The organism is Microbulbifer variabilis (genome assembly GCF_056232115.1).
The window spans coordinates 868,002-892,712 of the sequence record NZ_CP174325.1; the positions used below are offsets into that span (position 1 = coordinate 868,002).

The following is a 24,711-nucleotide window of genomic DNA, read 5'->3' on the forward strand; positions in this document are numbered from 1 at the left end:
ACTCCAGAGCCCGCCCTATGCGGGCTCTTTTTTTTACAACCCCTTGTCCTAATCCTAACTACAGCCACCAAAGAAAGTACGAATGTCCCAATTTCGGGCAGGCAAGGCTTCTTGCAGAGAACATATTTAACGAAAACCGATTTCTGACAAATTTTTCTGAAAAACTATTATTCCCAATCGCTTAGTCGTCATAAAACAAAAAATGCATTTATAAGAATTTAAGGAATATTTTTCTTAAATGACCAAGCATACAGGTATTTTTTTTCATTAGGCGACAAGGTTTAAATCTACATATCGATTAACAGTCTTCAAAAGACCTAAAAAAAACAAGTAATATAGATACTTGTAATAACGTTAAGCGGAGATCAATACGCGGATTATCGCCACCAGCGCCTTGCCCTGATCGAACTATCATTCACTATCCGCTCAGGATGAGCACCATGGTTGTGCCCTGCACTGGCCTTATTCTTATAAGGCAGTGACTGTTATTGCCCATCCATCCATTGACATATCCGGACGTCAAAACAGAGCAGACTTCCGCCGACAAGATTGTCCTTATAACAGACACAGTAATAACCCTTAGAAGAAAACCATAAATAACGTGCCACAAGGCTCCGTTTTTTATTATCCCTGGGTTCTGCTAACAGTCGTTTCACTAACGCCAGATTGAATTATTTAACTCGGAACAAGTTCATAACGTCATTTATCCGAGTGGTATACAGGATTCTAAGAAATTGACTCAACAAATAAGAACTACGCTGTTAACGGGCTTTTATGAGTTGGTGAGCCAATTTAATGGCAGCCCTGAGGCCTTGCTAATAAATGCCCGAATAAATCCCCAGCAAGTTGAAAGCCTTGAGGGTTACCTACCCTTGAGATCCGTAAACGACCTGATGAACAGAGCTACGCATCAACTCAACTGTGCAGATTTTGGACTGCGCCTTGCTTACAGCCAGGGGGCGGCTGCATTGGGATCGCTGGGAGCAGCGGTACTGCAGTCCCTAACTTTGGGGGAGTTCCTCAACGCAGCAATTAGGCAGCTCGGAGAGCCACCCTATAACCTGCGTGTGGAACTTCAGAAAAAAGGCAAACACACATATCTTTATTTTTATTGCATAGACGACCTCCAAACAGAGGAGCGGGGAGCCCCCGCTATTGCCCTGGAACAGTGCCGAGAATTTCTCCTCGGGGTCTCCATGGTCGCATTACAGAATCTTTGCGGAGAAAACTTCCAATTGGAAGCCGTGCATCTGCAAACAGAGCGCCCCCTGCATGACCAGTATGAAAATTTCTTCGGTGTCCCGATACACTTTGGGCGGGAAAAAGATGCACTTATCCTGAGCAGTAGCTCCCTATTACACCCCACTGAAAAGTGTAACCCGAGCCTACGTCCACTGCTAAAGACATATATTGAAGAGCTCCTACAACAGGGGGAAGCCAGTCTGATAGAGCAAGTGCAGCAGCTTATTTATTGCCTGATGCCGCTGAAGCGTTGCAGCCTGCAAGAAGTTGCTAACCAACTTGGCATGCACAAGCGCACCCTGCAAAGGAGGCTGCGTGACCGCAATCTCGTATTTGAAGATTTACTGGATCGCATTCGCCGTGAGCGTGCCGAATACTACTTGAGTACCAAACAGCCGCCCATGTCACAGATATCCAATATGTTGGGATACCGTGAGCAGAGCTCTTTCAACCGCGCCTGTTATCGTTGGTTTGGAACCACGCCGATGCGTGTGAGACGCCAAATGATAGCCAGCATCGCTGCCAGAGAAGTAGCAGAAACCGAGTAATTGGACCCTTCACCAAAAATGGCAGGGTGCTTATTGTGATAACATCACCCTGTCGGCCTCAGCGCATTAAGCTGTAAATATATAATCAGTAGGTGCTAATAATCAAAACCAGTTGGCTCAATCCTTACCCGCAAGGTTTAGGCCTATGCCTGCAGTTGCTTCATTACCACTCAATACCTTTACGTGCTGCGAGACCACTAGCAAAGGCATGCTTTTCCGCGCGCATTTCACTAACGGTATCCGCAATATCCCTCAAATATTGTTTAGCACCACGGCCGGTAATAATAACTGACTGTTCCTTGGGGCGATCCCGTATAGCTGCCAATACTTCAGCCTTATCCAGCCAGTGAAAATTTAATGCATAGGTCAATTCATCCAAAACAACCAAGTACACGCTTTCATCACGCATGGCCATCAACCCCTTCTCCCATAGCGCTTGTGCTGCGGCCTTATCTGCATCAAAGTTCTGGGTTTCCCAGGTAAAGTCCGTACCCATCTGGTACCACTGCAAAGGGCGGGAAGATCCCATCAATAAATTCTTCTCCCCGCACTCCCAAGTACCTTTTATAAACTGTATGACCACCGTAGAGAAAGCATAACCCAGAGCCCTTGTTACCAACCCCATAGCTGCTGTGGTTTTACCTTTACCATCACCAGTATATAAAATTACAGTTCCACGCTCATCCTGCGCTCTAGATACCGTCTCATCAACGATCTGCTTGCGATTCCGCATACGCTCCTTGTATTGTCTACTTTCATCCTGAAATTTAGAGCTCATAAAAAAACCAATAAATATTTAGGCACATAACTATGTAAACAAATTGATAGCAATATTTAAGTCAACTTAAGAAAACTCAAAATGACACCCCAAATCAAAGTGTCCTGCCATAGTACATGATGCCCACCTTCAAAAATTCCCAGGCGAGATTCATTTATTTGCTGGAATAAAGCCTTCTGGTTTTCAAAAGGAGCGATTCTGTCATAGCGACCACCACAAATAAGTGTCCCAACCCTGAGCTCAGGCAAGCGTTCAAAGGTATCATGTCCCTTTCTTGCCTGGAGCTGTCGAGAACGGCATAAAGCCCCTTCCGGCTTATTTATAGAGATCTCACAAACTTGCTTGTAGTAATTCCGCAGAGGTGTGTAGAGCGCCGTTTCTATTTGTTCATTATTGGAACTCGGCATACGGCTATCTCCAGCCGAGATGAAAAAGTTAACTTTTTCCTCGACGTTCATTGCTTCGATATCATATTTATGGAGAGGAAATGAAGCTCCTCCCGGCCCCCCAGAACTGGTGACTATCAAAACGAGTCTCTGCACAGCTTGTGGATAGAGAAGCGCAAACTCCTGCAATACCATTCCACCAAAAGATTCGCCAATAAACAGTGCATCCTGCCAACCTATATGCTCCATTAAACGCTTGAGATCCTGGGCATAGTCAAACATCGTAGGAGAGGCATCGGGAGAATTGGATTGCCCAATTCCTCGTGGATCAAAACTCAGTATTTCAAAATGTCGTGCCAATGGAGAATCAAATACAGTCGGATGTACTCTGAGATCACTGAGAGTACCGGGATGGAATACCAGGCGAGGACCATTCCCGCGAAGCTCAAAGTACAGGCTCACGCCATCCTGGCTAAATACCGACATACAGTTCCACCATCAATACCAGATAGCTGTAGTAAGAATAACTACAAAGGTATAGTTCAGCAGCAGAAAGTGAGTGACAAAGAGATTCACCTTAATCCCAATAAATAGGGAAATGGCACCTTTTCCGGGTGAAAAGGAAGAAAGGCCTGAAATAGCAGCTATAAACCACTTCACCTCATTTTTTATAAATTTACCTGCTCTCCACCATATACACACCAGAATCGGTAATGAAGCCGATGTGAGACTTTCCACTTTTACTGCGACGTGAAATGGCTGGCCACTATAAAGACAGACTGGATTCTGTTTCAAAAATATTAACGAGCCTCCTTTACCCAAATAAAGTGAAACATCCACTACTGGGTAACAAAGCAACAGCAAGTATGATAGCGCGACAGTCCGACCATAATGAACAGACCGGTCAAACACGCGGTTAAACATGAAGCTCTACCTGGTACCAGCGCCCTTGCTTACTTCCACATTTCTTTACATAAATTCCACATTCCTTGCGCATTCCTGAACTATGTTGGCTCTCATCGGTTAGTGAAAAAAGCCTCCTTCCCAAGATAAGGCTCCACACCAGTTATGAAATACTGATAGCAACAATCCACTCAGTCGAATCCAAAAAGGAGAGCACTGTGAATAAAATTCTGATTCCCATCGCTATGCTAGCCATCGCCTCTACAGCAACGGCACAACCTCGCAAACCGCCTCAGGAGGCCTTTGATGCATGTAATGAAATGTCGGAAGGGGATTCCTGCACCGTTGAAACTCCACGAGGTACATTGGAAGGCACTTGCCGTATCCCTCCCAAGGAAGAGCAACTGGTCTGCGTACCGGCAAAAATGGAGGGCCACAGACCGCGCAGGGACAAAGAAGCGGATTCCTAATAAATTTTCCGATCTGTCAGGGGCCGTGCAGTTTTAGGTTGTCGTATGAAAAAGTGGTTATTACTAACTCTTGTCTTTGTTGCCCCGACTGCTCTAGGTCATTTACCAGAAACATCAACTGAAGCCTGCCATAGCCTCACTCCCGGTGCCAGTTGTGCTGTCGGGCATAGTATTGGCCAGTGTTTTAACTTAACAGAGTCCCAGACACTCATCTGCCTACCGGAGAGATTGAATATTGCCCAGGCCCCCTCCAAAGACCGTATTGCAGGCAGACCTCCCACTCGCAAACACCTAGCAATACAGTCAGATGGGTTGCAAAGCACTGTTCCTGCAAATCGTACGCCTATCGCCTCCAGTGTGGTGACGGTGTCTGTGCAGGGCCCCTGGAGAGTGATTGAAGCCAATGGTATCTCAACACATAAAACAGGCGCTTTTCCCAACGCAGGTAATCCACACAGAATTGAAGCCCAGCGCTATAAATACAGAATTCCAGCCACCCCCAAAGTGGCAGCACAAGTCACACCCGTCACACTGCAGAATTTCGGCATCGGCATTAACGGTGTGCCTTTTGATCCAAGTGCAGCAGAATGGTATCTGGGTAATCGTGGCCCTTGGCGATATGAAGCGTTATCAGGTGCAGTCCTCTTAGGTGTGGATGATAACTTTGCGCATGTGCAGCCTAGCGGAGCCTACCACTACCACGGCCTGCCGACCGGACTTCTGGCACGCTTGCAAGTAACCTCTGAGCACCACTCACCGCTAATTGGTTGGGCTGCAGATGGCTTCCCAATTTATGCCTTGTACGGTTTTCAAGATGGCCAAAATAGTGAATCCGGTGTCGCAAAAATGCGGTCCAGTTATCAAGTGAAAGCTGGGCAGCGTCCTGCTGGCAGCAATCAGCCAGGCGGTTACTATGATGGTACTTTCATAGCTGACTACGAGTATGTGGAAGGCTCAGGCTCCCTTGATGAGTGCAACGGCCGTTTCGTGCGCTCCCCCAACTTTCCCGAGGGCACCTACGCCTACTTCCTCACTGAAGAATGGCCAATTATTCCGCGCTGCTACAAGGGTACGCCTTCAGAAGATTTTCGCCGGGGCCCACAGAGAACACCCCGCGACAGAGGAGCGGGAAGGAGATTCGGCTGACTCAACCAAACCTGCCAATTTATTTAAACAATACGTTTAAAGGCGATCGCTAACCGGGTAACAGTTGAATCAACAGCAGTTTCTCCTCAAACAACAAATTACAATGATTTGCTGAAAAAATTTAGCAGTTTCAGCTCATATCTATAACGGAAAGGGCTTCCGCCAGAGTTTTTACCGAGTGCATTTCCATCCCCTCGATATCATTTTTTAAGCGGTTTGCGGCGGGCACTATCGCCTTGCGGAAACCGTGCTTGGCCGCTTCACGCAAACGCTCCTGGCCTGAAGGCACAGGTCGAATCTCACCAGACAGGCCCACTTCACCGAACACCACCAAATCTCGGGGCAGAACGCGGTTACGGAAACTGGAAACCACAGCCAATAACAAAGTCAGATCAGCACTGGTTTCCATGACCTTAACCCCACCTACCACATTGATAAATACGTCCTGGTCGCCCACCAATACACCACCATGTCGGTGCAGCACCGCCAACAACATGTTCAAACGGTTTTGGTCGAGCCCCACTGCCACACGGCGCGGATTACCCAAACTGCTGTCATCCACTAACGCCTGCAACTCCACCAAAAGTGGGCGAGTACCCTCCCAAACAGAAGTTACCACCGAACCCGCGGCGATTTCCTCTGCGCGCTGCAAAAAAATAGCGGAGGGGTTGGAGACTTCTTTAAGACCCTGTTCGGTCATAGCGAACACCCCCAGCTCATTGACCGCACCAAATCGATTTTTGTGCGCGCGCAAAGTGCGGAAACGGGAGTCGTGAGTACCTTCAAGTAAAATGGAGCAATCGATAATATGCTCCAGTACTTTGGGGCCGGCGAGGCTGCCATCTTTCGTGACGTGGCCCACAAGAATCAGTGCCGTGCCGGTTTGCTTGGCGTAGCGGGTCAGGTAGGCTGCACTCTCCCGTACCTGAGCTACCGAGCCTGGTGCGGACTGTACATCGCTCATATGCATGACCTGGATGGAGTCCACCACCATCACTTGCGGATTCACCTCCCTGGCCGCCAGGCAGATGCGCTCTACATCAGTTTCGCTAAGTAGTTGCAGGGAGTCTGTAGGCAAGCTCAGGCGCTTGGCCCGCATAGCCACCTGCTGTAAGGACTCCTCCCCGGTGATATACAACGCTGGCATGGAGATAGCCAAATGACACAGAGTTTGTAGTAGTACCGTGGATTTACCGGCTCCGGGGTGTCCACCAATCAGCACCACCGAGCCCGGCACCAGACCCCCGCCCAGCACACGATCTAACTCAGAGGCGGAAGTGGGAATTCGCGGTAATTCGCTCAGGTCAATTTCCGAGAGCTTTTGCACCTTGCCAGCACCAGCAGTGCCGGCATAGCCGCTCTGCGCATCGGTAAAATTGGCTGCACGGCTGTCCTTATGTTCAGGCCCAAGCCGTACCTCTGAAAGGCTATTCCAAGTACCACAGGCACTGCACTGCCCTGCCCATTTGGTGTAGTCCGCACCACATTCATTACATACATAGGCAGTTTTGCGTTTTGCGGCCAAGGTTATCTCCCGAACAGTTGCCCGAATAATTTGGCGTACAGTTTACCCCTTATCAGGGAACAACGGGCAGCGCTGAGCAGACATAAATGACTCACCTGTATCGGTCCAACGCAATGGCACTTACTTCCTTAATCTACGCCGTCTACGCGATTGATCTAGATCAATTCCCTGGGTCTCCACCGAGATAATATCCGCCGCTGCCTGTACCCACTAATGGGGAGGCATTCAATCACACTGACCAATCACCAAACAGGAAGTAAGCATGTCGTCTATTTCTCTTCGCGGCGCAATTCTAGCGCTCGCCTTGGCCTCGACCTCCGCCCTGGCAGCAGACCACGAAGTTAAAATGTTGAACCAGGGCAAGGATGGCATGATGACTTTTGAACCAGCCTTCCTAAGCGTTGCCTTGGGCGACACAGTAACTTTTCTTCCCACTGATATGGCCCACAACACCCGCTCCGTATTTTCCCCAGCAGAGGGCGCTTCCTGGAACGGCACTATGGGGGAAAAAGTGACTGTAACCCTGAACAAAGAGGGTGTTTACCTATACCAGTGTGACCCACATCTACCACTGGGTATGGTTGGGGTAATTCAGGTCGGCGAAGCCGGCAACCTTGAGGAGGCCAAGAAACACGCCGAAGGGATGAATGATCGTATTGCTGTAAATAAGGAGCGACTGCAACAGTACCTCGGCTTGGTGAAATAAGGAGAGCCGCGGCGTGGACATCCTATTTGAAAAAGGCCACCACCTGGTTGCGCGTTTCTGCGATCTGGTCAATGAGCAGAATGGCAGCGACGGCGTTCAGGCCAACCAGTTTGTAATTCGCCGCGGTACCAAGGGAGCGCTCATTGATCCCGGCGGCGATCTAACCTATACACCCCTGACTATCGAGCTCAGCCGCCACCTTAACCTGAGCGATCTTGAATACATTCTGGCCTCACACCAGGATCCGGATATTATCGCCTCGTTGCCGCGCTGGATGCTGCATTCCCGCTGTAAGGTGGCAGTATCAAAACTTTGGTCGCGCTTCTTGCCACATTTAGTATCTGGCTTCGTAGCCTCTCGGGCGGGCAGTGAGAAATGGCAGGACCGCATAGTACCGCTCAATGATAAAGGCGAAGTACTGCCTTTTGCCGATAGTGAAATCTGGGCCCTGCCCGCTCACTTTCTGCATTCATGTGGCAATTTCAGCTTCTATGATCCGGTTAGCCGTATCCTGTTTTCCGGAGATATTGGTGCCTCCCTCGGTGGCGAAGAGGGAGAGGTGTTAGATTTCGACACACATATCCCATCAATGGAAGGTTTTCACCAGCGCTATATGGGAGGCAATTGGGCCTGCCGGCTTTGGGCCAAGATGGTGCGTGAATTAAACCCGTCTATGATCGTGCCTCAGCACGGCGGCTATTTCTCCTCGGACGAAACCAAAAACCGATTCCTAGGTTGGCTGGAGAAGCTGGAGTGCGGCCCAGATCTATTGCGCCATCAAGATTTCCGCCTGCCCCTCGGCAAGTCCTGAACCCAGAGATATTGACTGGTGGCGCCTGCAACGCCACCAGTGTTTCACCTCATTAACCAACACCCCGGTCACTATTGCGCCCCTAAGTGTCAGCTCATACACTGCGTCCCTGTACTTATTCAGGCCGAAGCCATGAACCCCGGATTTTTACGCTCACTGCTACTGATACTGCTCCTTGCCTTTGCCGGCTTGGCTTCGGCGGTACCTTGTATTGAGCGTGGTGAGGTAGCATCGGCCTTAATGAGCGCTGATTCCAACGAACAGAGTCACTGTTCCTCAGAGAAGCCTGACGACTGTAGCAATGAGCACGCCGGCAATTGCAGTATTGAGTGCGGCTGCTGTCCTGGGCTTGGCAATAACCTCGCTGCCCCTTCTGATAGCAAGCCCATTTTTATTACGCAGAGCTCGTGTAATACAGTCTATTTCCGTTTCAACGTCCCTCCAGAGCCAGATACTGAGTTGCGACCTCCTATTCACTCCTGAATTGCAACAGGCACCACAGGGCTCTCCTGACCCAGACAATCCACCAGGAAATTTTTCACGCGCGAACAGATCTCCGCGTGCCCAGAGCCCCGTGCATTTTTCACATGACGCGTAATCAATTTTGAAAACAAGGAGACTCTCCATGTACCGAACTTTCCTGGCTGCTATAGCCTCTATCTTTATCCCCATGGCATTGAGCGCCTGTGCCGAGTCTATTGAATCACCGGCACAAAGCCCCAGCCTGACCACCTACAAGTCAGCCACTTGCGGTTGCTGCAAAGTCTGGGTTGATCACGCTCGGGAAACTGGCTTCGATGTGGTAGCGAAAGATGTCGATGACCTTAACAGCGTCAAAAAGCAGCATGGAATTGAACCCCGCTACCAGTCTTGCCACACCAGTGTGTCCAAGGAAGGCTATGTTTTCGAAGGGCATGTGCCAGCCAAAATGATTCACCAATTTTTGGAGAATCCACCGAAAAATGCCCTGGGGCTGGCAGTTCCCGGTATGCCCCTGGGAAGTCCTGGCATGGAGGTAGGCGATCGCTTTACCCCCTACCAGGTAATGCAAATAAACAAAGATGGCAGCAGCGTGGTTTATGCCGCGATTAACTCTGCCGGAGAACAGTTCTGAGGGCTGTCGATGACAAACCCCCCATGGTGTGGTGCGATCTCGCGCCGCACCTTTGTGACCGGCCTTACCGCCGGCGCAGCTCTATTAGGCTTATCTAGTCTTCCCCTCTCCGCCAGAACGAGGGTGCCTCCACCCACGATACTAAGTGGCGAGCATTTCTCCCTGAAAGTGGGCCAAAGACCGGTCAACTTCACCGGCCAACGACGCAACGCTATTTCAGTTAACGGTTCAGTTCCCGGCCCAGTTCTGCACTGGCGTGAAGGGCAAACTGTCACCCTGAATGTGTTCAATCAGTTACCCAAGGATACTTCGATTCACTGGCACGGTATCAGAGTACCGAGCAATATGAATGGAGTGCCGGGGCTCAATTTTTCTGGAGTTAGGCCTGGGGAAAACTTTCGCTATCGTTTCAAGGTAAAACAAAGCGGCACTTACTGGTACCACAGCCACTCCAGCTTCCAGAGGCAACAAGGACTCTATGGAGCCATCGTCATTGATCCAATTGACGAAGACCCGGTGGCCTATGACCGGGACTATGTGGTGTTGCTTTCCGATTGGAGCGACGATTCCCCCCAGCGGATTTACTCTAACCTGAAGAAAGATGGCCACTATTACAACCGCCACCGCCGCCGCACCACCACAGATCTTTGGCGAGATGTACGCGCAAAAGGTATAGAGCAAACCTGGCGCGAACGTCATCCATGGAACTTCGCTGGCATATCTGATCGGGACGTATCTGATATCACCAGCGATACCTACAGCTACCTGATCAATGGACAAACCCCGGAGGACAATTGGACTGCCCTATTTGCCCCCGGAGAAAAAGTACGGCTACGTTTTATCAACGCCTCAGCCATGACAATCTTCGACCTGCGCATTCCTGGCTTGGATATGACAGTGGTCAGTGCCGATGGCCAGAATATTCAGCCTCTGCGGGTAGATGAGTTCCGCCTAGGCACCGGGGAAACCTACGATGTGGTCGTTAGGCCTAAAGAGGACAGAGCCTACACTCTGTTTGCCCAAGCGATAGACCGCGGTGGTTTCGCTCGCGGCACTTTAACGCCAAATCAGAAATTCACTGCCGAAGTTCCCTCCATGGACCCAATCCCAATACTTGATGAGCGCGATCTGGGATTCACTCCTGCCAGTGGCGCTAAAGCCGCCGGCAGACAGCCTTCCGCTGAAGAACGCAGTGGCAAACTGGCCCCCGCCGGCCAGGGAAGCAATAGCTCTATCATTCACCAACCAACAGAAAAAGGTCATGGCGTAGCCCTGCGCGCGCTCACTCCAAAAAATGGAGTGTATGATCCCGGCGTGGGACTGCGTAAACATCAGCAGCGCTACAACCGCCGCGTACTTTGTTACGCGGATCTTCGCAGCCTCACTCCATCGTTAGGCCAACGCGAACCGCAGCGGGAACTGCAGTTACACCTCACCGGTAATCCAGCACGTTATCTATGGTCAGTTGATGGCGTTAAATATAGGAATGCCACACCGATACTATTAACCTATGGCGAGCGCATTCGTATCACTCTGGTAAACGACACTCTGCTCACCCAGCCCATGCACCTGCATGGTTTATGGAGTGAGCTGGAAACCGGCGATGGAGAGTACCTGCCACGCAAGCACACGGTGATAGTGCAGCCCGGCGCCAAAATCAGTTTTCTGGTAAATGCCGATACCCGAGGGCGCTGGGCATTACACTGCCAAATGCTCTATCGCGCTCACGGCATTTTCCGTGAGGTCCGTGTGGTATGAACCACCACACAATAATAAAAGCCACAACAACAGCCCTCATTGCCCTATGCTCCGAGCCGAGTTTTCAAGCAGCTTTAGCCCAAAATCAGGAAGATCTGCACCACAGCATCCAGTCTCGCTCCAACGAAACTACCGTTGGAGAAGGTAATGGCATCGCTGGGGAAGAAGATAAACCTACAGCCAAGTTCAGTTTCGACCAGTTCGAGCGGCGCGGCCAAAATGGCGCAGCAATTGAAGGGGATTTCAGTTATGGAGGCGACATTAATAAGCTGGTGCTGGAAATCGATTTCGAGCGGGGAGGAGGTGAAACAGAAAAAAATGAGCGATGGCTGGTCTACAGCCGCGCTATTTCCAAAAACTGGAATTTCCTCTCCGGCATACGTCACGACCTCCAGAGAGAGAGTACCAGCCGTAACTGGCTGGCGGTTGGTTTAATCGGAGAAACACCTTACTCATTAGAAATGGATGCGGTGTTATTTCTTGGGAAAAGTGGCAGCACAGCTTTCCGTCTGGAAGCGGAATATGAGGCCAAACTCGCAGAGAAAGTCACTCTGATTCCGCGCCTAGAACTGAATTTTTTCGGTCAAAATGACGAAATCGCCGGTAGTGGTACGGGATTATCTCAAGCAGAATTAGGTTTGCGCCTTCTCTATGAGATTCATCCCAAGTTTTCCCCTTATGTTGGGGTTCATCATGAGCGAGAAGTGGGCAATGCAGCGGACTTTGCCCGTGAAGAAGGAGAAAAAGTATATACTACCGTGTGGGTTATCGGTATTCGTGCTTGGTTTTAATCCCCACCCTACCAATAATTTCTTTCACAACAAACTACTGTTCGTCGAGAAAATTCAATAGACATTCTAAATAATTCATCATGGTAGTTTAAATACACGACATTTTCTTACTCATAGTGGATTAACAGACAGACCTCAGTAAAATCGAGAGTTTAGACAGGCAATATACTTATAATCATTATTAATTCCCTACAATTTACAAACCTAAAATCTGTAAATTATCAGCGTCATAAATATCTTTTGCGGTGGATAAACGAAAATTCCATATCAGACAAAATGAGGTTAAAAAGGGCTAAAGGTGTCGCACTTCAATCCTACAGCTCAGTGCCATATTCCTTCATCACACCTTTGCAAAGATTTTTTTGCACTCACCACCGTAGATTTAACTAGATATCTGACCCTCATATGGAAGTCCTGCCAAGATATAAGACAACCTCTTTCACATAAAGCACCAATAACACCAGTAATTATTTTTTTATTACTAATAGGAATGCAGCCTGCCAAAGGACAGTCTCAAGGAGATTTACATCACTCTATCCAGTACCGCTCCACACTGAATGATACGAACATAAGAGAAGACAAGCCGATAGCCAAGCTCAGTCTTGACCAATTCGAATTACAAGGCAATAACGGAGCCACCATCGAAGGTGACTTCAGCTATGGCACAGATGAAAGTAAGATATCAATAGAGGTTGATTATGAACGCACCAATGGAGAAACTGATGAAAATGAATTATGGGGAGTTTATAGCCGCTCAGTTTCTGCCAACTGGAATGTTCTTACCGGAATACGCCATGATTTTCAGTTAGAGAACACCAGCCGTAACTGGTTTGCCATTGGAGTTATTGGCGAAACGCCCTACTCTTTCGAAATGGATGCTGTACTTTTCTTTGGTAGAAGTGGTAGCACAGCCCTTCGTATAGAAGGGGAGTATACGTTCAAAATTTCAGAAAAAGTGAGCTTAGTACCACGTGCTGAGCTAGATTTCTTTGGGCAAAATGATGCGAGTGTGGACGGTGGTTCTGGTCTATCCGAAATAGAAATCGGCGTGCGCTTACGTTATGAAATTCACCCCAAGTTTTCCCCCTATATTGGCATTCATCAATATCGAAATACCGGTAATACGGCTGACTTTGAACGCGAAGAAGGAGAAATGGTATACGATACTGTATGGGTTCTTGGATTTAGGGCTTGGCTATAAGGCCGAAGAGTACTATTCTCCGAATGCCTAGTATCTACACTAAACCAATAAGCCCTCTAAAATCTCATCCTCACGAATATCCCAGCATCAACTCAAACCGCCCCACACTAAGTTGCGAGTAAGAAGAACTTTTAAGGGTACCCAAAGGAAATCAATAGACCAGAATACAGACAGTCAATTGACGCTCTAATCTACCTTAAATATTTCTCTAACGCCGATGCTGTATCCTACCGCGGGAACTCTTCAGTGATTTTCGCCATTGAATTTTTTCTTTGGCAGTTTAAGGCAAGGGAAATTACGCGTCTCTAACCTGCGCGCGATTTGCTTCCAAGCAACGAAAGTCATCAATTGCTGGAAACCCAAAAAACCTATAATACCACTATCAAAATAATCCTTAAAAGCTAAGCCTTTTTGTTATTTACAATACCTTTAAACACTCTGCCCGATAACTTCAACAACATCGCTCGGCTCAATAGTCTAGGAAGTAAAACAAGCGTCCACTTTTGCTTACCCGAAAGCACATAACTTTTCTTTGCCAAGAATCCATTGATTCCAACCAGAGCAACGTGCTCAGCGGTTTCATATAAATTTTCATCAACGCTTACCTTATTATTTGCCACCTCAGCAAAATTTGTCTTGGTTCCACTGGGGCAGAGGCAGGTAACAGTGACTCCCGTTCCAAGCAGTTCATTATGTAGAGCTTCTGAGAAATTTAACACATAACTTTTAGATGCAGAATAAACCCCGGCATAGGGTACTGGCATTAAAGCTGCACTGGAAGCCACATTGATAATCCCCCCTGTATTTCTTGACTTCATTTCAGGAAGGTATAAATAGCATAGCTCAGTTAAGGTATTAATATTAAGCTGAAGTAAACTTCTGTATGTCTTCAAGTCAAAGTCTTGGAAATTCCCCCATTTACCGAATCCTGCATTGTTGACTAAGATATCTATTGCCAATCCCCGCGATTGGGTTTCGATATATAGTTTCTGTGCGGCACCTTCCACGCTTAAATCAATTTCAATAATATCCACTTTAACTGAATATCTCCCTTCAATCTTCCTGGCTACCTCCGATAAAGCCCTATAGTTACGGGAAACTAAAATGAGGTTCGCGCCTTTCTTTGCACATTCATAAGCAAAGGCTTCGCCGATACCAGAGGAGGCGCCGGTTATCAATACAACTTTTTTATCCATCTGTATGTTCCCCTTGTAAGAAATTCAACTGAATTGCCATAATCATGGTTGCACAACCAATTCAACCTGTCCTTCTGCAATAAACTTCCTCCACCAGGGAAGAGTCGGAGCCGGCATACGCACATCAACCGGGGCACCAATAATGGGGGTCAGGATCGCCGCCCCATGGGATTCTGCAGCAGCTAGCGCTCGCTCTAGAGGTTCAAACCAATCATGCAGGGCAAGATCAAAAGTGCTGTTATGGATGGGCACCATAGCGCGACCACGCAGATCCAGGTGAGCCTGCACACTCTCTTCCGGCATCATGTGAATTTCACTCCACAGATCGTTGTAGGCACCAGTTTCAATCAAGGTCAGATCAAACGGGCCCAAGCGTTCACCTATCTCCCGAAAACCACTGAAATAGCCGCTATCACCGCTAAAGAAAATTCGGGCATCGCGCCCGGCAATCACCCAGCTGGCCCACAGAGTCTTATCACGGTCAGTAAGGCCGCGTCCGGAAAAATGTTGAGCCGGAGTTGCAGTAAATTGCAAGCTGCCAACAGCATATGACTGCCACCAGTCAAGCTCGGTAATCTTGTCTGATGCAACCCCCCAGTCCCGCAAATAATTGCCAACCCCCGTGGGAACAAGAAATCGTTCTACTCTCTCATCCAGGATACGCACGCTGGCTTTATCCAGATGATCGTAGTGATCGTGGCTTATTATTACGGCTTTTAGTGCTGGTAAGTCCTGCAGAGACAGAGGTAGCGGGTGAAAACGCTTCGGTCCCATCCACTGCACTGGTGAGGCTCGCTCACTGAATACCGGGTCAGTGAGCACGTATTCTCCATCGAGACGGATCAGTACTGATGAGTGTCCCAAACGATAGACTGTAGGCTGATTCTCGTTACTGGTAAGTACTTCCTTTGTAATCGGCTGCAGAGGAAGGGGCGCTTTCGGTAACGGCGCAGCCCTCTCTGCGCGAATGTAGGCACCGATAATCTCAACAACCTTACCCATCCCGGCTTTATAGTCGACTTCTGAGTTTTGAAACTTATTCGGCTGAGTAGCACAGCTGTTAAACAGACCAACGGACATACCTACCACTCCTAATAATAACCACCAGTGTTTTTTCATAGATACCACCAAGTAAACTATACAGTGCAGTTTATTGCCGACAGATACAAAAGTAAACTAATTAGTGTAAAATTAATTGTGAAGTAAGATTCACCGCCAGGCGGATTTCCTAGTGCAATCAGAAGTACCGAGAGTCATATGAACGAAAAGAAGCCAACCAGAAGTGAGCTGAAGCGCCAGGCCATTATTGATGCCGCTAAACAAGCTTTTCAGGAACTCGGTGTTCAGGGTACCAGCATGGATGAATTGGCAGCCCGTGCTCAAGTATCCAAGCGCACTGTATACAATCACTTTGCCAGCAAGGAAGCGCTGGTTATGTTTTTGATTGGCGAACTCTGGCAGCAGGCAACCCAACCCCCTGGCTGCGAATACAATCCGAACAGCGACCTCCATACACAGTTGCGCGCCCTGCTCGAGTTGGAGATTAAAACCATCTGCAACCCCCAGTATATTGAATTGAACCGAATGGCTTTCGACTACTTCTTCCACCAACCGGAAGCCCTGCGCAAAGAGATGGAAAAGTTCAAAGCGAATGAAACCGGCGTACAGCGCTGGATAAAATCTGCTTTAGCCGATGGCCGTTTGAGGCAGCTGGATCTAGAGATCGCCAGCGGCCAGATACACAATTTGATAAAGGGAAGTTGCTTTTGGCCACAGCTGCTCCAGCTTTCTGGCCAACCGACCCCTACTGAGCAAGAAGCTCTGGCCGAGCGCACTACAGCTATGTTTTTGAGTCATTATCGAGCTTAAAAGGTATAGTGTTAAATATCAATGAAAGCACTTAGCTCCTCCTGGGTCCGCCTATAGAAATTATCTAACCCACTAATCGTAAAAATTTTAGTGGCTTAGTTTCTCGCTATTGAAGCAAGAGCAGGCGCTATGGCAGAAACCCGCTTCAATATAAATGTGGCACTGGAAGTTTCCCGAGATATAAATTGATTATGAGAATTATTTCGTTAAGAACAACGGGAAGATAAGATATTGATATCAATAGTTAAAATCAGCCTTTTCATGAAATAAATCTAGAAGCCCCTAAAATTCATAATGGGAAAAATGTATTAGCATTTCACCTAGATAAGGCCGCCTACTCCACCCACTACTAGATTAATAAACTTAGATACGGCCTATGTATTCGATATAAAGTTGCTACGAACAAAGGGAATAGACATATATGATCAGAGAGTACAAATTGAGTGACTTGGACATCATTTTAGATATTTGGTTAACAGCCTCGATCAATTCACACAGATTTATCTCTTCTGAGTTCTGGGAATCACAGCTGGAAGATATGCGCGATATCTATATCCCAAACTCAGATACCTATGTCTTTGAGAGAGACAGAAAAGTAGCTGGGTTTTATTCCCTCAATGGTAGTTCATTGGCTGCAATCTTTGTTTATCCACACGTCCAGGGTCAAGGTATAGGAAAGCAACTTCTGTCTCATGCAAAGTCTCAACGGTCTCATCTGACACTCTCCGTCTATAAAGAAAATACACCCAGTTATCATTTTTATCTCTCTCAAGGTTTCCTACCAATAAAGGAACAACTAGATAAACATACGGGACATATTGAATATCTAATGAGTAATAAAGCACAATAAGCCACCCTACTGTCTACCTTTTTTGAGCCTCACTTCGGATAGCTTCTATTTATTGCACCAATACGAAAAAAATGAAGCAATGACAAGGACGATGCTATGATTACACTTCCACAGTTAACAGAATTACTTGGCTGGGCATCAATAATCAATATTGCCTACCTTCTCCTGGCAACAATAGTTATTTCTTTTATGAATAAGTGGTTATCTTCTATTCATAGTAAGCTATTTAGATTAAAGGCTGGGGAGTTGAACTCCAAGTACTTTGACTTCCTGAGTATTTACAAAATCGTGACACTGGTATTTATCGTGGCGCCATATATCGCTCTGAAAATTATGGGTCAGTAATTATCCAAACAAACTGCCAAATTTCATTTAAACCTCAAGAACCAATAAAATGCCTACCACAGATCTAAAGTCAAAACTTGACGCGATATTCGACAAGCATGTACAGGCTGAACTTGCCGGCGATCTCGATGGAACCCTGTCCACTATGGCGCCCAATCCTCATATCGTAAATATACCAACCATGCTAGGTGGTCAAGGCCCTCAGAGCATCCGTACATTTTACTCCAAACATCTTATAGGGCAGTTTTTTCCACCCGATGTTACTTTCGAAACTATTTCTAGAACATACAGCGAAGAGCGACTCGTCGATGAGTTGATCATATCATTCACTCATACTATAAAGATGGACCACATGCTACCGGGAATTGAACCAACCGGAAGGCGAGTTGAAGTAATATTTATTGTTATTGTGGGCGTTGAAAATGACAAGGTAGCTTACGAGCATATTCTGTGGGACCAGGCAAGTGTTCTGGTCCAGCTTGGCCTATTAAACCCAGAAGGTCTTCCGGTTGTTGGCGCAGATGCCGTAGCAAAAATCAGAAATCCAGCCTTGCCGGATCCTTTTTTTAATGGCTCCTAAAAAATCAGTATTTGCGACCCATTCATTTCATGTTATAGATGTTGCTTATCTAAATTTTCCAGGTGTATTAGTTGAGCATTGAGCCTAGCCTATATTTTTATCTTAATATTCTTTTAGATATTATTTATTTTATATAGAGAGCTATTTTAAAATCATAAAATGTACCCCCCAATTTACTGGTAAATTCTGCGGTAGATTTTGTTCATTAATGAAATAGAGTCATAAATAACACTACCTAAGGCTAAGAATCTCGCACCCTCTGGCTTAGAAAATTTTATTTCTTTACTTCTGAGAGGTCCTTTACAACTCTCACATGCTGCATCATACCGCCATCTTCATGATATAGCAGGTGGCAGTGTAAAGGGTATTTACCCGTAAAGTCTTTAAAACGGGTTCGAAATTTTACATATCCATGTGGAGGCACCTGGAAAGTATCGCACCAGAATGGCAGCTTCAGTGTATGGTGCATCGGGTCTTCACCTACCACTTCAATAACATAGTAAGGATTGACATGAATATGTATCGGGTGAGGAAACTCACTCTCATTGACCAGAGTCCACTCCTCTATCGCATCTAACTCAACATAGTGGTTTACCACATCACAACCACCAAATGGCGCATGATCAATACTTACATTTAGACCACGGAAATATTTATCCGGATCATCCAGCGTATTGGCCTGCAAGGTCAATCGCCGTGTATTAGTGATCTCATCATCTGTAATAGGCTTTAAAAGATCAACCTTAAAACTCTCAGGAAATGGAGGTGGAGCACACCTTGACGGAGGCTTGCTGGGAGCGTAAATAGCAGTACCAATCTCCTCACCCTGCTCAATCGCGATAACAAACAACGGGCTATTATTGTGGTACTTGTAGTGCGGCATCTGCTGAAATTCAATGGCGTTATTATATACATAGAAATGCGCACCGGGCGTTGCAGCCTCACTAATTTTGAGAAACAAGGAAGCGCGATTCGCGGGACCCAAACTTACGCCATCCTGCAGGCGGTAGTCTTCTGTGGGATTCCCATCAAAGCCGTAAATGTACATCTGCGCGAACCAAGGGCAGTCTATGTCTATTGACGTGCGAGTGGTTGCATTGAGGAGACGCAAGTTCAGTAACTCTCCCACCGTCGCATGTATCACTGGGCAATATTGACCATTCACAGTAATGCAGTATTCACTGTCGGGGAACTTGGCAACCTGATGTTGGTCCTCCACTCTTCCTTTTTCATCTACCGCAATATTTTGAAATACCAATACATATTCCTTAACACCCATCGCCTCCAGTTCATCATCAAAATCGTCACGTACAATTAAGGCACCAGCCATACCACTTCCGACTTGTATCGCGACAGAGCCGTGTTTATGAGGGTGATACCAGTAGAGGCCGGGCGGGTGATTTTTTGGAATATCATATTCATAGGTGAAATTTTCACCCGGCGGAATTTTCATACAAACATTATCACCTGGAGACTCTGGGGAAACGTGAAGTCCGTGTGTATGCAGGTTATAAGTATTGAATTCATGAGGAAAATTGATCATTCCGGAATCACCCTCTTCCTCTTCAGGTGGCAGCTTGTTATTGGTTTGAATTGTCAGATGGCTACCGGGGCGTATTTCAATGGTCGGCCCAGTAAGGGTAAACCCAGCTTCCCGGGTGATTGAAGATGAAAATACGCGTGTCCAGACAGGAGTTTCATTTTTTTTGTAAAAACTGAAGACATTGTTCTCTTCGTACTGAACATCCAATTCAACACGTAGATTCCTATCTGCCTTACTCATCGAATATACCGGTGGGTTTACCAGCGGCTCTAAGAAAGAGATATTCTTTCGATTATTCACGGTATCGCCTCAAATCCTTTTAAAGGCATAGAAAATATTAATACACTAGCATCACCGATATAACCGCTCTCTTGGTTATAACTTCTGGAAAAAAGTTCTCTATATAGTATCCCAACCTGGGATCAACTTATCCAAGTATAGAGTTCAGTGTAGGCCACTGAGTGTCTATCAAAGAATGACATCTATATAAGCCTGGAATGAAACAGGTAAGAGAAGTAATCTACGCTTTAGCCGATCTAATTACGAGTATAAAAAATCCCCATCAAGGAGCCTTTCTCCAAAACTTACAATTTATCTTAGGCATATCCCAATTACGACCTCTATCCGGTTCATACCGGCGCGCCATACGGCTCCAGTGAGAACAGTATCGAGAGTTAGGGATTAGCTTCATTCGATCCTCAATCATCAGCAACAACAACTGAGATTTAAGTAACCAATAGGTGGTCATCTAAAGAAAAATAGCCTTGGATAAAAAATCTTTTAATCTGAATAGAGAAAGACCAAGCATACCGAAGTCTTGATTACCTTTGCGAACAAAACAACAGAATCTATTCATAATACTTATAAATTTTACTTTCAGAACCAAACTCCAAGGCTGATTATTTCAGTTAAAAGATAGGCATAAATGAATTGTTGAGATTTTATTCGGCTAAGAAACCTAGAAAAATTTCCCCTGGCTACTTAATTTGAGAATATCTGCTTACTACATTATTGGCTCTGCATCCTTGCGACCAGGTTCCATCTTTGAATTTTACGGCGCTGTAAAAGTAAACATTAATTTCATCAAATTACTATTCCTTTGATGTTTCTACAGCTTGATTACTTTGACATATCTGGTGCCTGAAACTGATCATAATGATCAAATTCGCAATAAACCAAAGGTCTTTAATGATAAAAATTCCACTGGATGCTAGAACCCACGGTTTTTCCCAGCTCCCGGGATAACTAAGCAGGAACGTTTGGGTAGTAACAAAAACAGCCCCACAAAGTAATACTCCAGGCCAGAAGAGTGCCCTAACATGAATACCTATAGCCAATATAACCAAGGCAAGCAGATCATAAACGCCAATAATATTGGATGCTTGCTGGACACTGAAAAAGTTATACAACCAGGACATCAATGGGGAACTATTCACCAGCCCTTCGATACCTTGGGCCTCTATAGCGGTGAATTTCATTCCTCCAATCCACAATAGAACCAGGCCAACTGGTAGAAAATTCAGCCATATATATTTCCTTGAAGGTGCAGATTTATAGCTGAGCCAGGTCAGCCCTATTATGATCAGGGAAAAATATTTTATGACTCCCTGCCCAGAACCTATAGCAGGAAAACCGCCAAGTGCATCAATCCAGTGTGTGCTGCCAAAAAGGCTCAGCAGGGGCACTATGGATAGTGCGATGATCAAGAGCGCCAAAGGCAGGATAAATTTTTCTATAAAGATAGATAGCACAGAGAGTAGGGCAGCTATGGTGAAGATTATCGCAACAGCGGTGGCAATTCGTGAAAGTCCCGCGCCTCCTTCGAAACCATAAAATGCCATGATGGATCCCAGCCCCCCCTGCTGACCGGAGAAAAGCGCGGCTGCGAGCAATGCGAAGGAAATAGCCAGGAGGGCAAATGGTAGTTTCCGCAAACAAATATTCATCATTCAATGACCTGGAAGTAATTAAACTTTCAAGGAGCCGCCTTACGGCAATCTCCCATTCCTTATGCCTTGCCAGCAGGAGCAGCCTGATGGCAGATGCTTTGAAGGAACTTACTTACAGTTGTCGTCACGACTTCGGGAATTATTACAACTCCAACGTCTTTCACTTTGACTTAGCAGCCAGGCTTAGTCACAACTGAGCCTACTCCAGAATCAGGGTGCCTCGGTACATCTGCATCTGACAGGTAAATGGATATTCCCCAGGGTTTGCTGCCGGCAATATAACCGGAGTATCCCTGTGCAGAGTAAGCTCAGCGCTGACTTCCAAGTCTGGAAATAACACCCACTCCGAGCAGGGACTCGGATCTTCGCGAAGAAAGTGCAAGGTTGCAGCTCGGCCCGCCGGAAGGCGAATATGATCTGGCTCATATACCCCATCTTTGACCAGTATTTGCAACTTATCTGCGGTGGGCATGGCTTTGTTGGCTTTGCGCTTTGGTCCTAGCCAAAACCACCAGACAATGCCAACAATGAGCAGCAATCCCACCAGATTAACGAGTATCGCTCCCATTAGCGCACCTCCGAAGGTTTGAAAAAGCGCAGGCGATTTGCATTACTAACAACAGTTAGCGAGGAAAATGCCATTGCAGCTCCCGCCACAATCGGGCTTAGTAGCATTCCAGTTATTGGGTATAAAACCCCCGCGGCGATAGGAATGCCCAGTGTGTTATAGATAAAGGCACCAAACAGGTTCTGCTTGATATTGCGGAGGGTCGCACGGGATAGCTCTACAGCGTTGGCAACGCCGTGTAACGATGAGCGCATCAGAGTGACATCTGCACTCTCAATTGCAACATCGGTACCTGCTCCAATAGCAAAACCCACATCTGCACGAGCCAGCGCCGGCGCATCATTGATTCCATCACCTACCATGCCCACACGTTCACCACCTTCTTGTAGCTCGGCGACAATGCGCTCTTTATCCTCCGGTAAAAGATCTGCATGAACTCTATCGATCTGCAGCTTTTTGGCGACTGCCTCTGCACTCCCTTTGTTATCACCAGTCAGCATCTCGATTCTTAGTCCCAGCTTGCTCAGGCGCTCTATGGCTGCTTGAGCATCATCACGAATAGGGTCAGCTACAGCAATTATGCCTTGCAGCTCTCCGTCCACTGCGGCGTACATTACTGTACGCCCGGCCTCAGCCAAGGTATCAGCTCGGCTCCGCCAGGAAGCCAGGGGTATATTTTCTTTGTGCATTAGTTTGCTGTTACCGAGCAGCACCTTCTTGCCAGAAATAATCCCTGTCACACCGTGGGCAGTTATTGCGTGGAAATCACTGGGAGACTGCAGCTGCAGTTCTTTTTCTTGGGCCGCGCTGACTATAGCTTCAGCCAGAGGGTGCTCAGAGCCCTGCTCCAGACTCGCGAGCAGTTGCAGTAATTCATCACTGTCACCATTGCATTCGATATCGGTAAGGCGTGGTGAGCCTTCCGTAAGGGTACCTGTTTTATCAACAACCAGGACGTCCAGATTACAGGACTGTTGCAAAGCTTTACCATTGCGTACCAGCACTCCATTTTCAGCGCCCTTCCCCACTCCCACCATTACGGATAGCGGAGTAGCGAGCCCCAAAGCACAGGGGCAGGCTATGATCAATACCGAAGTAAGCACCACCAGCATATGGGCAGCTTGGGGCTCTGGGCCGAAGTTAAACCAGATGAGAGCCGCAACAACAGCAATAATCATAACCACCGGTACAAAAATCGCAGAAATTCTATCGGCCAGGCGTGCGATGGGTACCCGCGACCCCTGGGCGTTTTTCACCATTTCAATAATCTGCGCAAGGCGTGTATCGGCTCCGACTTTTTCCGCAAGAAACAGCAGGCTACCGTTTTTATTGAGAGTACCTGCTGTCAGGCTATCCCCTTCGTCTTTTTTTACCGGGACCGGCTCACCGGTGAGCATAGACTCATCCACCAAGCTTTTGCCCTCGAGAACCCGGCCATCCACAGGAATTTTCTCCCCCGGACGCACACGCAGCTGGTCACCTTCCTGTACCTGCTCTATCGGGAGATCTACCTCTTTACCATCTCGCAAAACACGAGCCGATACATCTTGTAGTTCCAGCAACTTTTCCACCGCGGCACTGGTGCGCCCACGGGCCCGCACTTCCAGGGCCTGTCCCAGGCTGATCAGGCCAATAATCATGGCACTGGCCTCAAAGTACACATGGCGAGCAGATTCTGGCAACAGATGGGGAACCAGCACCACCATCATCGAGAAAAGCCAAGCTGTACCAGTACCCAATGCAACCAAGGTATCCATAGTGGCACCGTGGTGGCGCAGCGCCTTCCAGGCCCCACTAAAGAAATGACCGCCGCAGAAAACCAGCACTGCCAGGGTAATCAGTCCTGTTGCACCCCAAGCGAGCTGCTCATTGAGGGTGTTCACAGATACTTTATCGGTAATCAGACCCCAGGCCATCAGCGGTACGCCCACCCCCAAGGCGAAGGCTGAGCGCCACAACAGCTGGCGATAATGTTGCTGTTCGTGGGCTCTTTGCTCGGCGCGCTGATCACGCTCACTGCTCTTTGCTATCTCGGCGTCATAGCCCGCGGAACGCACCGCCTCAATACAAGTCTGAGGTTCTGCTTTGCCGTGAACGATAAGGGTTTTGTCAGCAAGATTTACCCTGGCATCCTCTACACCACCAGCTTGCCGTACCGCACCTTCGATCTTGTTTACACAGCCGGCGCAACTCACGCCGCTGAGGCGGAACACCATTTGTGCTGAATGCTGCTTCTTGGCCATATTGCTCTCCCTCAAAACCGTTTCTGGCGACAAAGTTACAACCTTCCCGCTAGGGTAAGGCAACAGTTTGCGCCAGCAATCCCTTCTTTTATAGGGTTCGGCCGCCAATCTTCAGCTTAGTGTTTTGCTCAAAGACTTGGAGCTACGCACAAGGCGAGTGCAAAGGCCGCGCAAGCCCTTCTCCGGGGT

Annotated in this window: 23 protein-coding genes; 13 read left to right on the forward strand and 10 right to left on the reverse strand. The window is 47.5% G+C overall.

The window, feature by feature from the left end; translation table 11 throughout:
• Positions 1-734: 734 nt before the first annotated feature.
• Positions 735-1,790, forward strand: a complete 1,056-nt coding sequence (locus tag ACJJI7_RS03745; protein ID WP_444900940.1) for an AraC family transcriptional regulator — start codon at positions 735-737, stop codon at positions 1,788-1,790.
• 163 nt (positions 1,791-1,953) lie between these two features.
• On the opposite strand, the gene cobO is transcribed toward ACJJI7_RS03745, so the two are convergent.
• From cobO to ACJJI7_RS03760, 3 genes are read right to left on the reverse strand one after another with little or no spacing between them, the layout of a single operon-like run.
• Positions 1,954-2,568 (reverse strand): cob(I)yrinic acid a,c-diamide adenosyltransferase, encoded by a 615-nt coding sequence (gene cobO, locus ACJJI7_RS03750; RefSeq protein ID WP_026305216.1) that lies wholly within the window; start codon positions 2,566-2,568, stop codon positions 1,954-1,956.
• Positions 2,569-2,624: 56 nt separating this feature from the next.
• On the reverse strand, positions 2,625-3,416 hold the full coding sequence (locus ACJJI7_RS03755; RefSeq protein WP_353375636.1) for an alpha/beta fold hydrolase: 792 nt from the start codon (positions 3,414-3,416) through the stop codon (positions 2,625-2,627).
• A gap of 36 nt (positions 3,417-3,452) precedes the next feature.
• Positions 3,453-3,878, reverse strand: a complete 426-nt coding sequence (locus tag ACJJI7_RS03760) for a hypothetical protein (protein ID WP_282952395.1) — start codon at positions 3,876-3,878, stop codon at positions 3,453-3,455.
• 197 nt (positions 3,879-4,075) lie between these two features.
• On the opposite strand from ACJJI7_RS03760, the gene ACJJI7_RS03765 reads away from it, so the two are divergent.
• Positions 4,076-4,327, forward strand: a complete 252-nt coding sequence (locus ACJJI7_RS03765; RefSeq protein WP_282952394.1) for a hypothetical protein — start codon at positions 4,076-4,078, stop codon at positions 4,325-4,327.
• 45 nt (positions 4,328-4,372) lie between these two features.
• Positions 4,373-5,473, forward strand: a complete 1,101-nt coding sequence (locus ACJJI7_RS03770) for a YHYH protein (RefSeq protein ID WP_282952393.1) — start codon at positions 4,373-4,375, stop codon at positions 5,471-5,473.
• A gap of 130 nt (positions 5,474-5,603) precedes the next feature.
• On the opposite strand, the gene radA is transcribed toward ACJJI7_RS03770, so the two are convergent.
• Positions 5,604-6,998, reverse strand: coding sequence for a DNA repair protein RadA (gene radA / locus ACJJI7_RS03775; protein ID WP_282952392.1), 1,395 nt, complete (start codon positions 6,996-6,998; stop codon positions 5,604-5,606).
• A 262-nt stretch (positions 6,999-7,260) separates the two neighbouring features.
• On the opposite strand from radA, the gene ACJJI7_RS03780 reads away from it, so the two are divergent.
• From ACJJI7_RS03780 to ACJJI7_RS03805, 6 genes are all read left to right on the forward strand, one after another.
• Positions 7,261-7,704 (forward strand): pseudoazurin, encoded by a 444-nt coding sequence (locus tag ACJJI7_RS03780; RefSeq protein ID WP_020414476.1) that lies wholly within the window; start codon positions 7,261-7,263, stop codon positions 7,702-7,704.
• Between the two features lie 13 nt (positions 7,705-7,717).
• Positions 7,718-8,515 carry an oxygen-binding di-iron domain-containing protein gene (locus ACJJI7_RS03785; protein WP_020414475.1) on the forward strand — a complete coding sequence of 266 codons (798 nt, stop codon included), beginning with the start codon at positions 7,718-7,720 and terminating at the stop codon, positions 8,513-8,515.
• A gap of 625 nt (positions 8,516-9,140) precedes the next feature.
• Positions 9,141-9,629: a DUF411 domain-containing protein gene (locus ACJJI7_RS03790; RefSeq protein ID WP_020414472.1), complete on the forward strand. Its 489-nt coding sequence runs from the start codon at positions 9,141-9,143 to the stop codon at positions 9,627-9,629.
• Positions 9,630-9,638: 9 nt separating this feature from the next.
• Complete coding sequence (locus tag ACJJI7_RS03795) at positions 9,639-11,387, forward strand: copper resistance system multicopper oxidase (RefSeq protein ID WP_444900939.1); 1,749 nt, start codon at positions 9,639-9,641, stop codon at positions 11,385-11,387.
• Positions 11,384-12,178, forward strand: coding sequence for a copper resistance protein B (locus ACJJI7_RS03800; protein ID WP_020414470.1), 795 nt, complete (start codon positions 11,384-11,386; stop codon positions 12,176-12,178). Before ACJJI7_RS03795 ends, ACJJI7_RS03800 begins: the two co-directional genes overlap by 4 nt.
• A gap of 298 nt (positions 12,179-12,476) precedes the next feature.
• The gene (locus ACJJI7_RS03805; protein ID WP_245556714.1) at positions 12,477-13,379 is read left to right on the forward strand and encodes a copper resistance protein B; all 903 of its coding nucleotides are present in this window, start codon (positions 12,477-12,479) and stop codon (positions 13,377-13,379) included.
• 401 nt (positions 13,380-13,780) lie between these two features.
• Here ACJJI7_RS03805 and ACJJI7_RS03810 read toward each other — a convergent pair whose 3' ends face one another.
• Together ACJJI7_RS03810 and ACJJI7_RS03815 are read right to left on the reverse strand one after the other, a co-directional pair.
• Entirely contained in the window at positions 13,781-14,575 is a 795-nt protein-coding gene (locus ACJJI7_RS03810) for an SDR family NAD(P)-dependent oxidoreductase (RefSeq protein ID WP_444902611.1), read from the reverse strand.
• Positions 14,576-14,617: 42 nt separating this feature from the next.
• On the reverse strand, positions 14,618-15,655 hold the full coding sequence (locus ACJJI7_RS03815; protein WP_444902610.1) for an MBL fold metallo-hydrolase: 1,038 nt from the start codon (positions 15,653-15,655) through the stop codon (positions 14,618-14,620).
• Between the two features lie 177 nt (positions 15,656-15,832).
• On the opposite strand from ACJJI7_RS03815, the gene ACJJI7_RS03820 reads away from it, so the two are divergent.
• From ACJJI7_RS03820 to ACJJI7_RS03835, 4 genes are all read left to right on the forward strand, one after another.
• A complete protein-coding gene (locus ACJJI7_RS03820) occupies positions 15,833-16,444 on the forward strand; it encodes a TetR/AcrR family transcriptional regulator (protein WP_020414466.1) in 612 nt (203 codons plus the stop codon).
• A 439-nt stretch (positions 16,445-16,883) separates the two neighbouring features.
• Positions 16,884-17,294 carry a GNAT family N-acetyltransferase gene (locus ACJJI7_RS03825; protein ID WP_475717109.1) on the forward strand — a complete coding sequence of 137 codons (411 nt, stop codon included), beginning with the start codon at positions 16,884-16,886 and terminating at the stop codon, positions 17,292-17,294.
• 96 nt (positions 17,295-17,390) lie between these two features.
• Entirely contained in the window at positions 17,391-17,639 is a 249-nt protein-coding gene (locus ACJJI7_RS03830) for a DUF6868 family protein (protein ID WP_020414464.1), read from the forward strand.
• 49 nt (positions 17,640-17,688) lie between these two features.
• A complete protein-coding gene (locus tag ACJJI7_RS03835; protein WP_444902608.1) occupies positions 17,689-18,219 on the forward strand; it encodes an ester cyclase in 531 nt (176 codons plus the stop codon).
• Positions 18,220-18,493: 274 nt separating this feature from the next.
• On the opposite strand, the gene ACJJI7_RS03840 is transcribed toward ACJJI7_RS03835, so the two are convergent.
• From ACJJI7_RS03840 to ACJJI7_RS03855, 4 genes are all read right to left on the reverse strand, one after another.
• A complete protein-coding gene (locus tag ACJJI7_RS03840) occupies positions 18,494-20,002 on the reverse strand; it encodes a multicopper oxidase family protein (protein WP_157533603.1) in 1,509 nt (502 codons plus the stop codon).
• An 851-nt stretch (positions 20,003-20,853) separates the two neighbouring features.
• A complete protein-coding gene (locus tag ACJJI7_RS03845; protein WP_444902607.1) occupies positions 20,854-21,711 on the reverse strand; it encodes a DUF417 family protein in 858 nt (285 codons plus the stop codon).
• Positions 21,712-21,910: 199 nt separating this feature from the next.
• Positions 21,911-22,279, reverse strand: coding sequence for a cupredoxin domain-containing protein (locus ACJJI7_RS03850; protein WP_020414460.1), 369 nt, complete (start codon positions 22,277-22,279; stop codon positions 21,911-21,913).
• The gene (locus ACJJI7_RS03855) at positions 22,279-24,522 is read right to left on the reverse strand and encodes a heavy metal translocating P-type ATPase (RefSeq protein ID WP_020414459.1); all 2,244 of its coding nucleotides are present in this window, start codon (positions 24,520-24,522) and stop codon (positions 22,279-22,281) included. Before ACJJI7_RS03855 ends, ACJJI7_RS03850 begins: the two co-directional genes overlap by 1 nt.
• Between the last annotated feature and the right edge of the window lie 189 nt (positions 24,523-24,711).

Excerpts from the sequence above, each read along its gene's own strand:
- cobO (WP_026305216.1), bottom strand. The coding sequence starts at position 2,568 with ATGAGCTCTAAATTTCAGGATGAAAGTAGACAATACAAGGAGCGTATG.
- ACJJI7_RS03760 (WP_282952395.1), bottom strand. The coding sequence starts at position 3,878 with ATGTTTAACCGCGTGTTTGACCGGTCTGTTCATTATGGTCGGACTGTC.
- ACJJI7_RS03770 (WP_282952393.1), top strand. The coding sequence starts at position 4,373 with ATGAAAAAGTGGTTATTACTAACTCTTGTCTTTGTTGCCCCGACTGCT.
- ACJJI7_RS03780 (WP_020414476.1), top strand. The coding sequence starts at position 7,261 with ATGTCGTCTATTTCTCTTCGCGGCGCAATTCTAGCGCTCGCCTTGGCC.
- ACJJI7_RS03790 (WP_020414472.1), top strand. The coding sequence starts at position 9,141 with ATGTACCGAACTTTCCTGGCTGCTATAGCCTCTATCTTTATCCCCATG.
- ACJJI7_RS03795 (WP_444900939.1), top strand. The coding sequence starts at position 9,639 with ATGACAAACCCCCCATGGTGTGGTGCGATCTCGCGCCGCACCTTTGTG.
- ACJJI7_RS03800 (WP_020414470.1), top strand. The coding sequence starts at position 11,384 with ATGAACCACCACACAATAATAAAAGCCACAACAACAGCCCTCATTGCC.
- ACJJI7_RS03810 (WP_444902611.1), bottom strand. The coding sequence starts at position 14,575 with ATGGATAAAAAAGTTGTATTGATAACCGGCGCCTCCTCTGGTATCGGC.
- ACJJI7_RS03815 (WP_444902610.1), bottom strand. The coding sequence starts at position 15,655 with ATGTCCGTTGGTCTGTTTAACAGCTGTGCTACTCAGCCGAATAAGTTT.
- ACJJI7_RS03820 (WP_020414466.1), top strand. The coding sequence starts at position 15,833 with ATGAACGAAAAGAAGCCAACCAGAAGTGAGCTGAAGCGCCAGGCCATT.
- ACJJI7_RS03830 (WP_020414464.1), top strand. The coding sequence starts at position 17,391 with ATGATTACACTTCCACAGTTAACAGAATTACTTGGCTGGGCATCAATA.
- ACJJI7_RS03835 (WP_444902608.1), top strand. The coding sequence starts at position 17,689 with ATGCCTACCACAGATCTAAAGTCAAAACTTGACGCGATATTCGACAAG.
- ACJJI7_RS03840 (WP_157533603.1), bottom strand. The coding sequence starts at position 20,002 with ATGAGTAAGGCAGATAGGAATCTACGTGTTGAATTGGATGTTCAGTAC.
- ACJJI7_RS03845 (WP_444902607.1), bottom strand. The coding sequence starts at position 21,711 with ATGATGAATATTTGTTTGCGGAAACTACCATTTGCCCTCCTGGCTATT.
- ACJJI7_RS03850 (WP_020414460.1), bottom strand. The coding sequence starts at position 22,279 with ATGGGAGCGATACTCGTTAATCTGGTGGGATTGCTGCTCATTGTTGGC.
- ACJJI7_RS03855 (WP_020414459.1), bottom strand. The coding sequence starts at position 24,522 with ATGGCCAAGAAGCAGCATTCAGCACAAATGGTGTTCCGCCTCAGCGGC.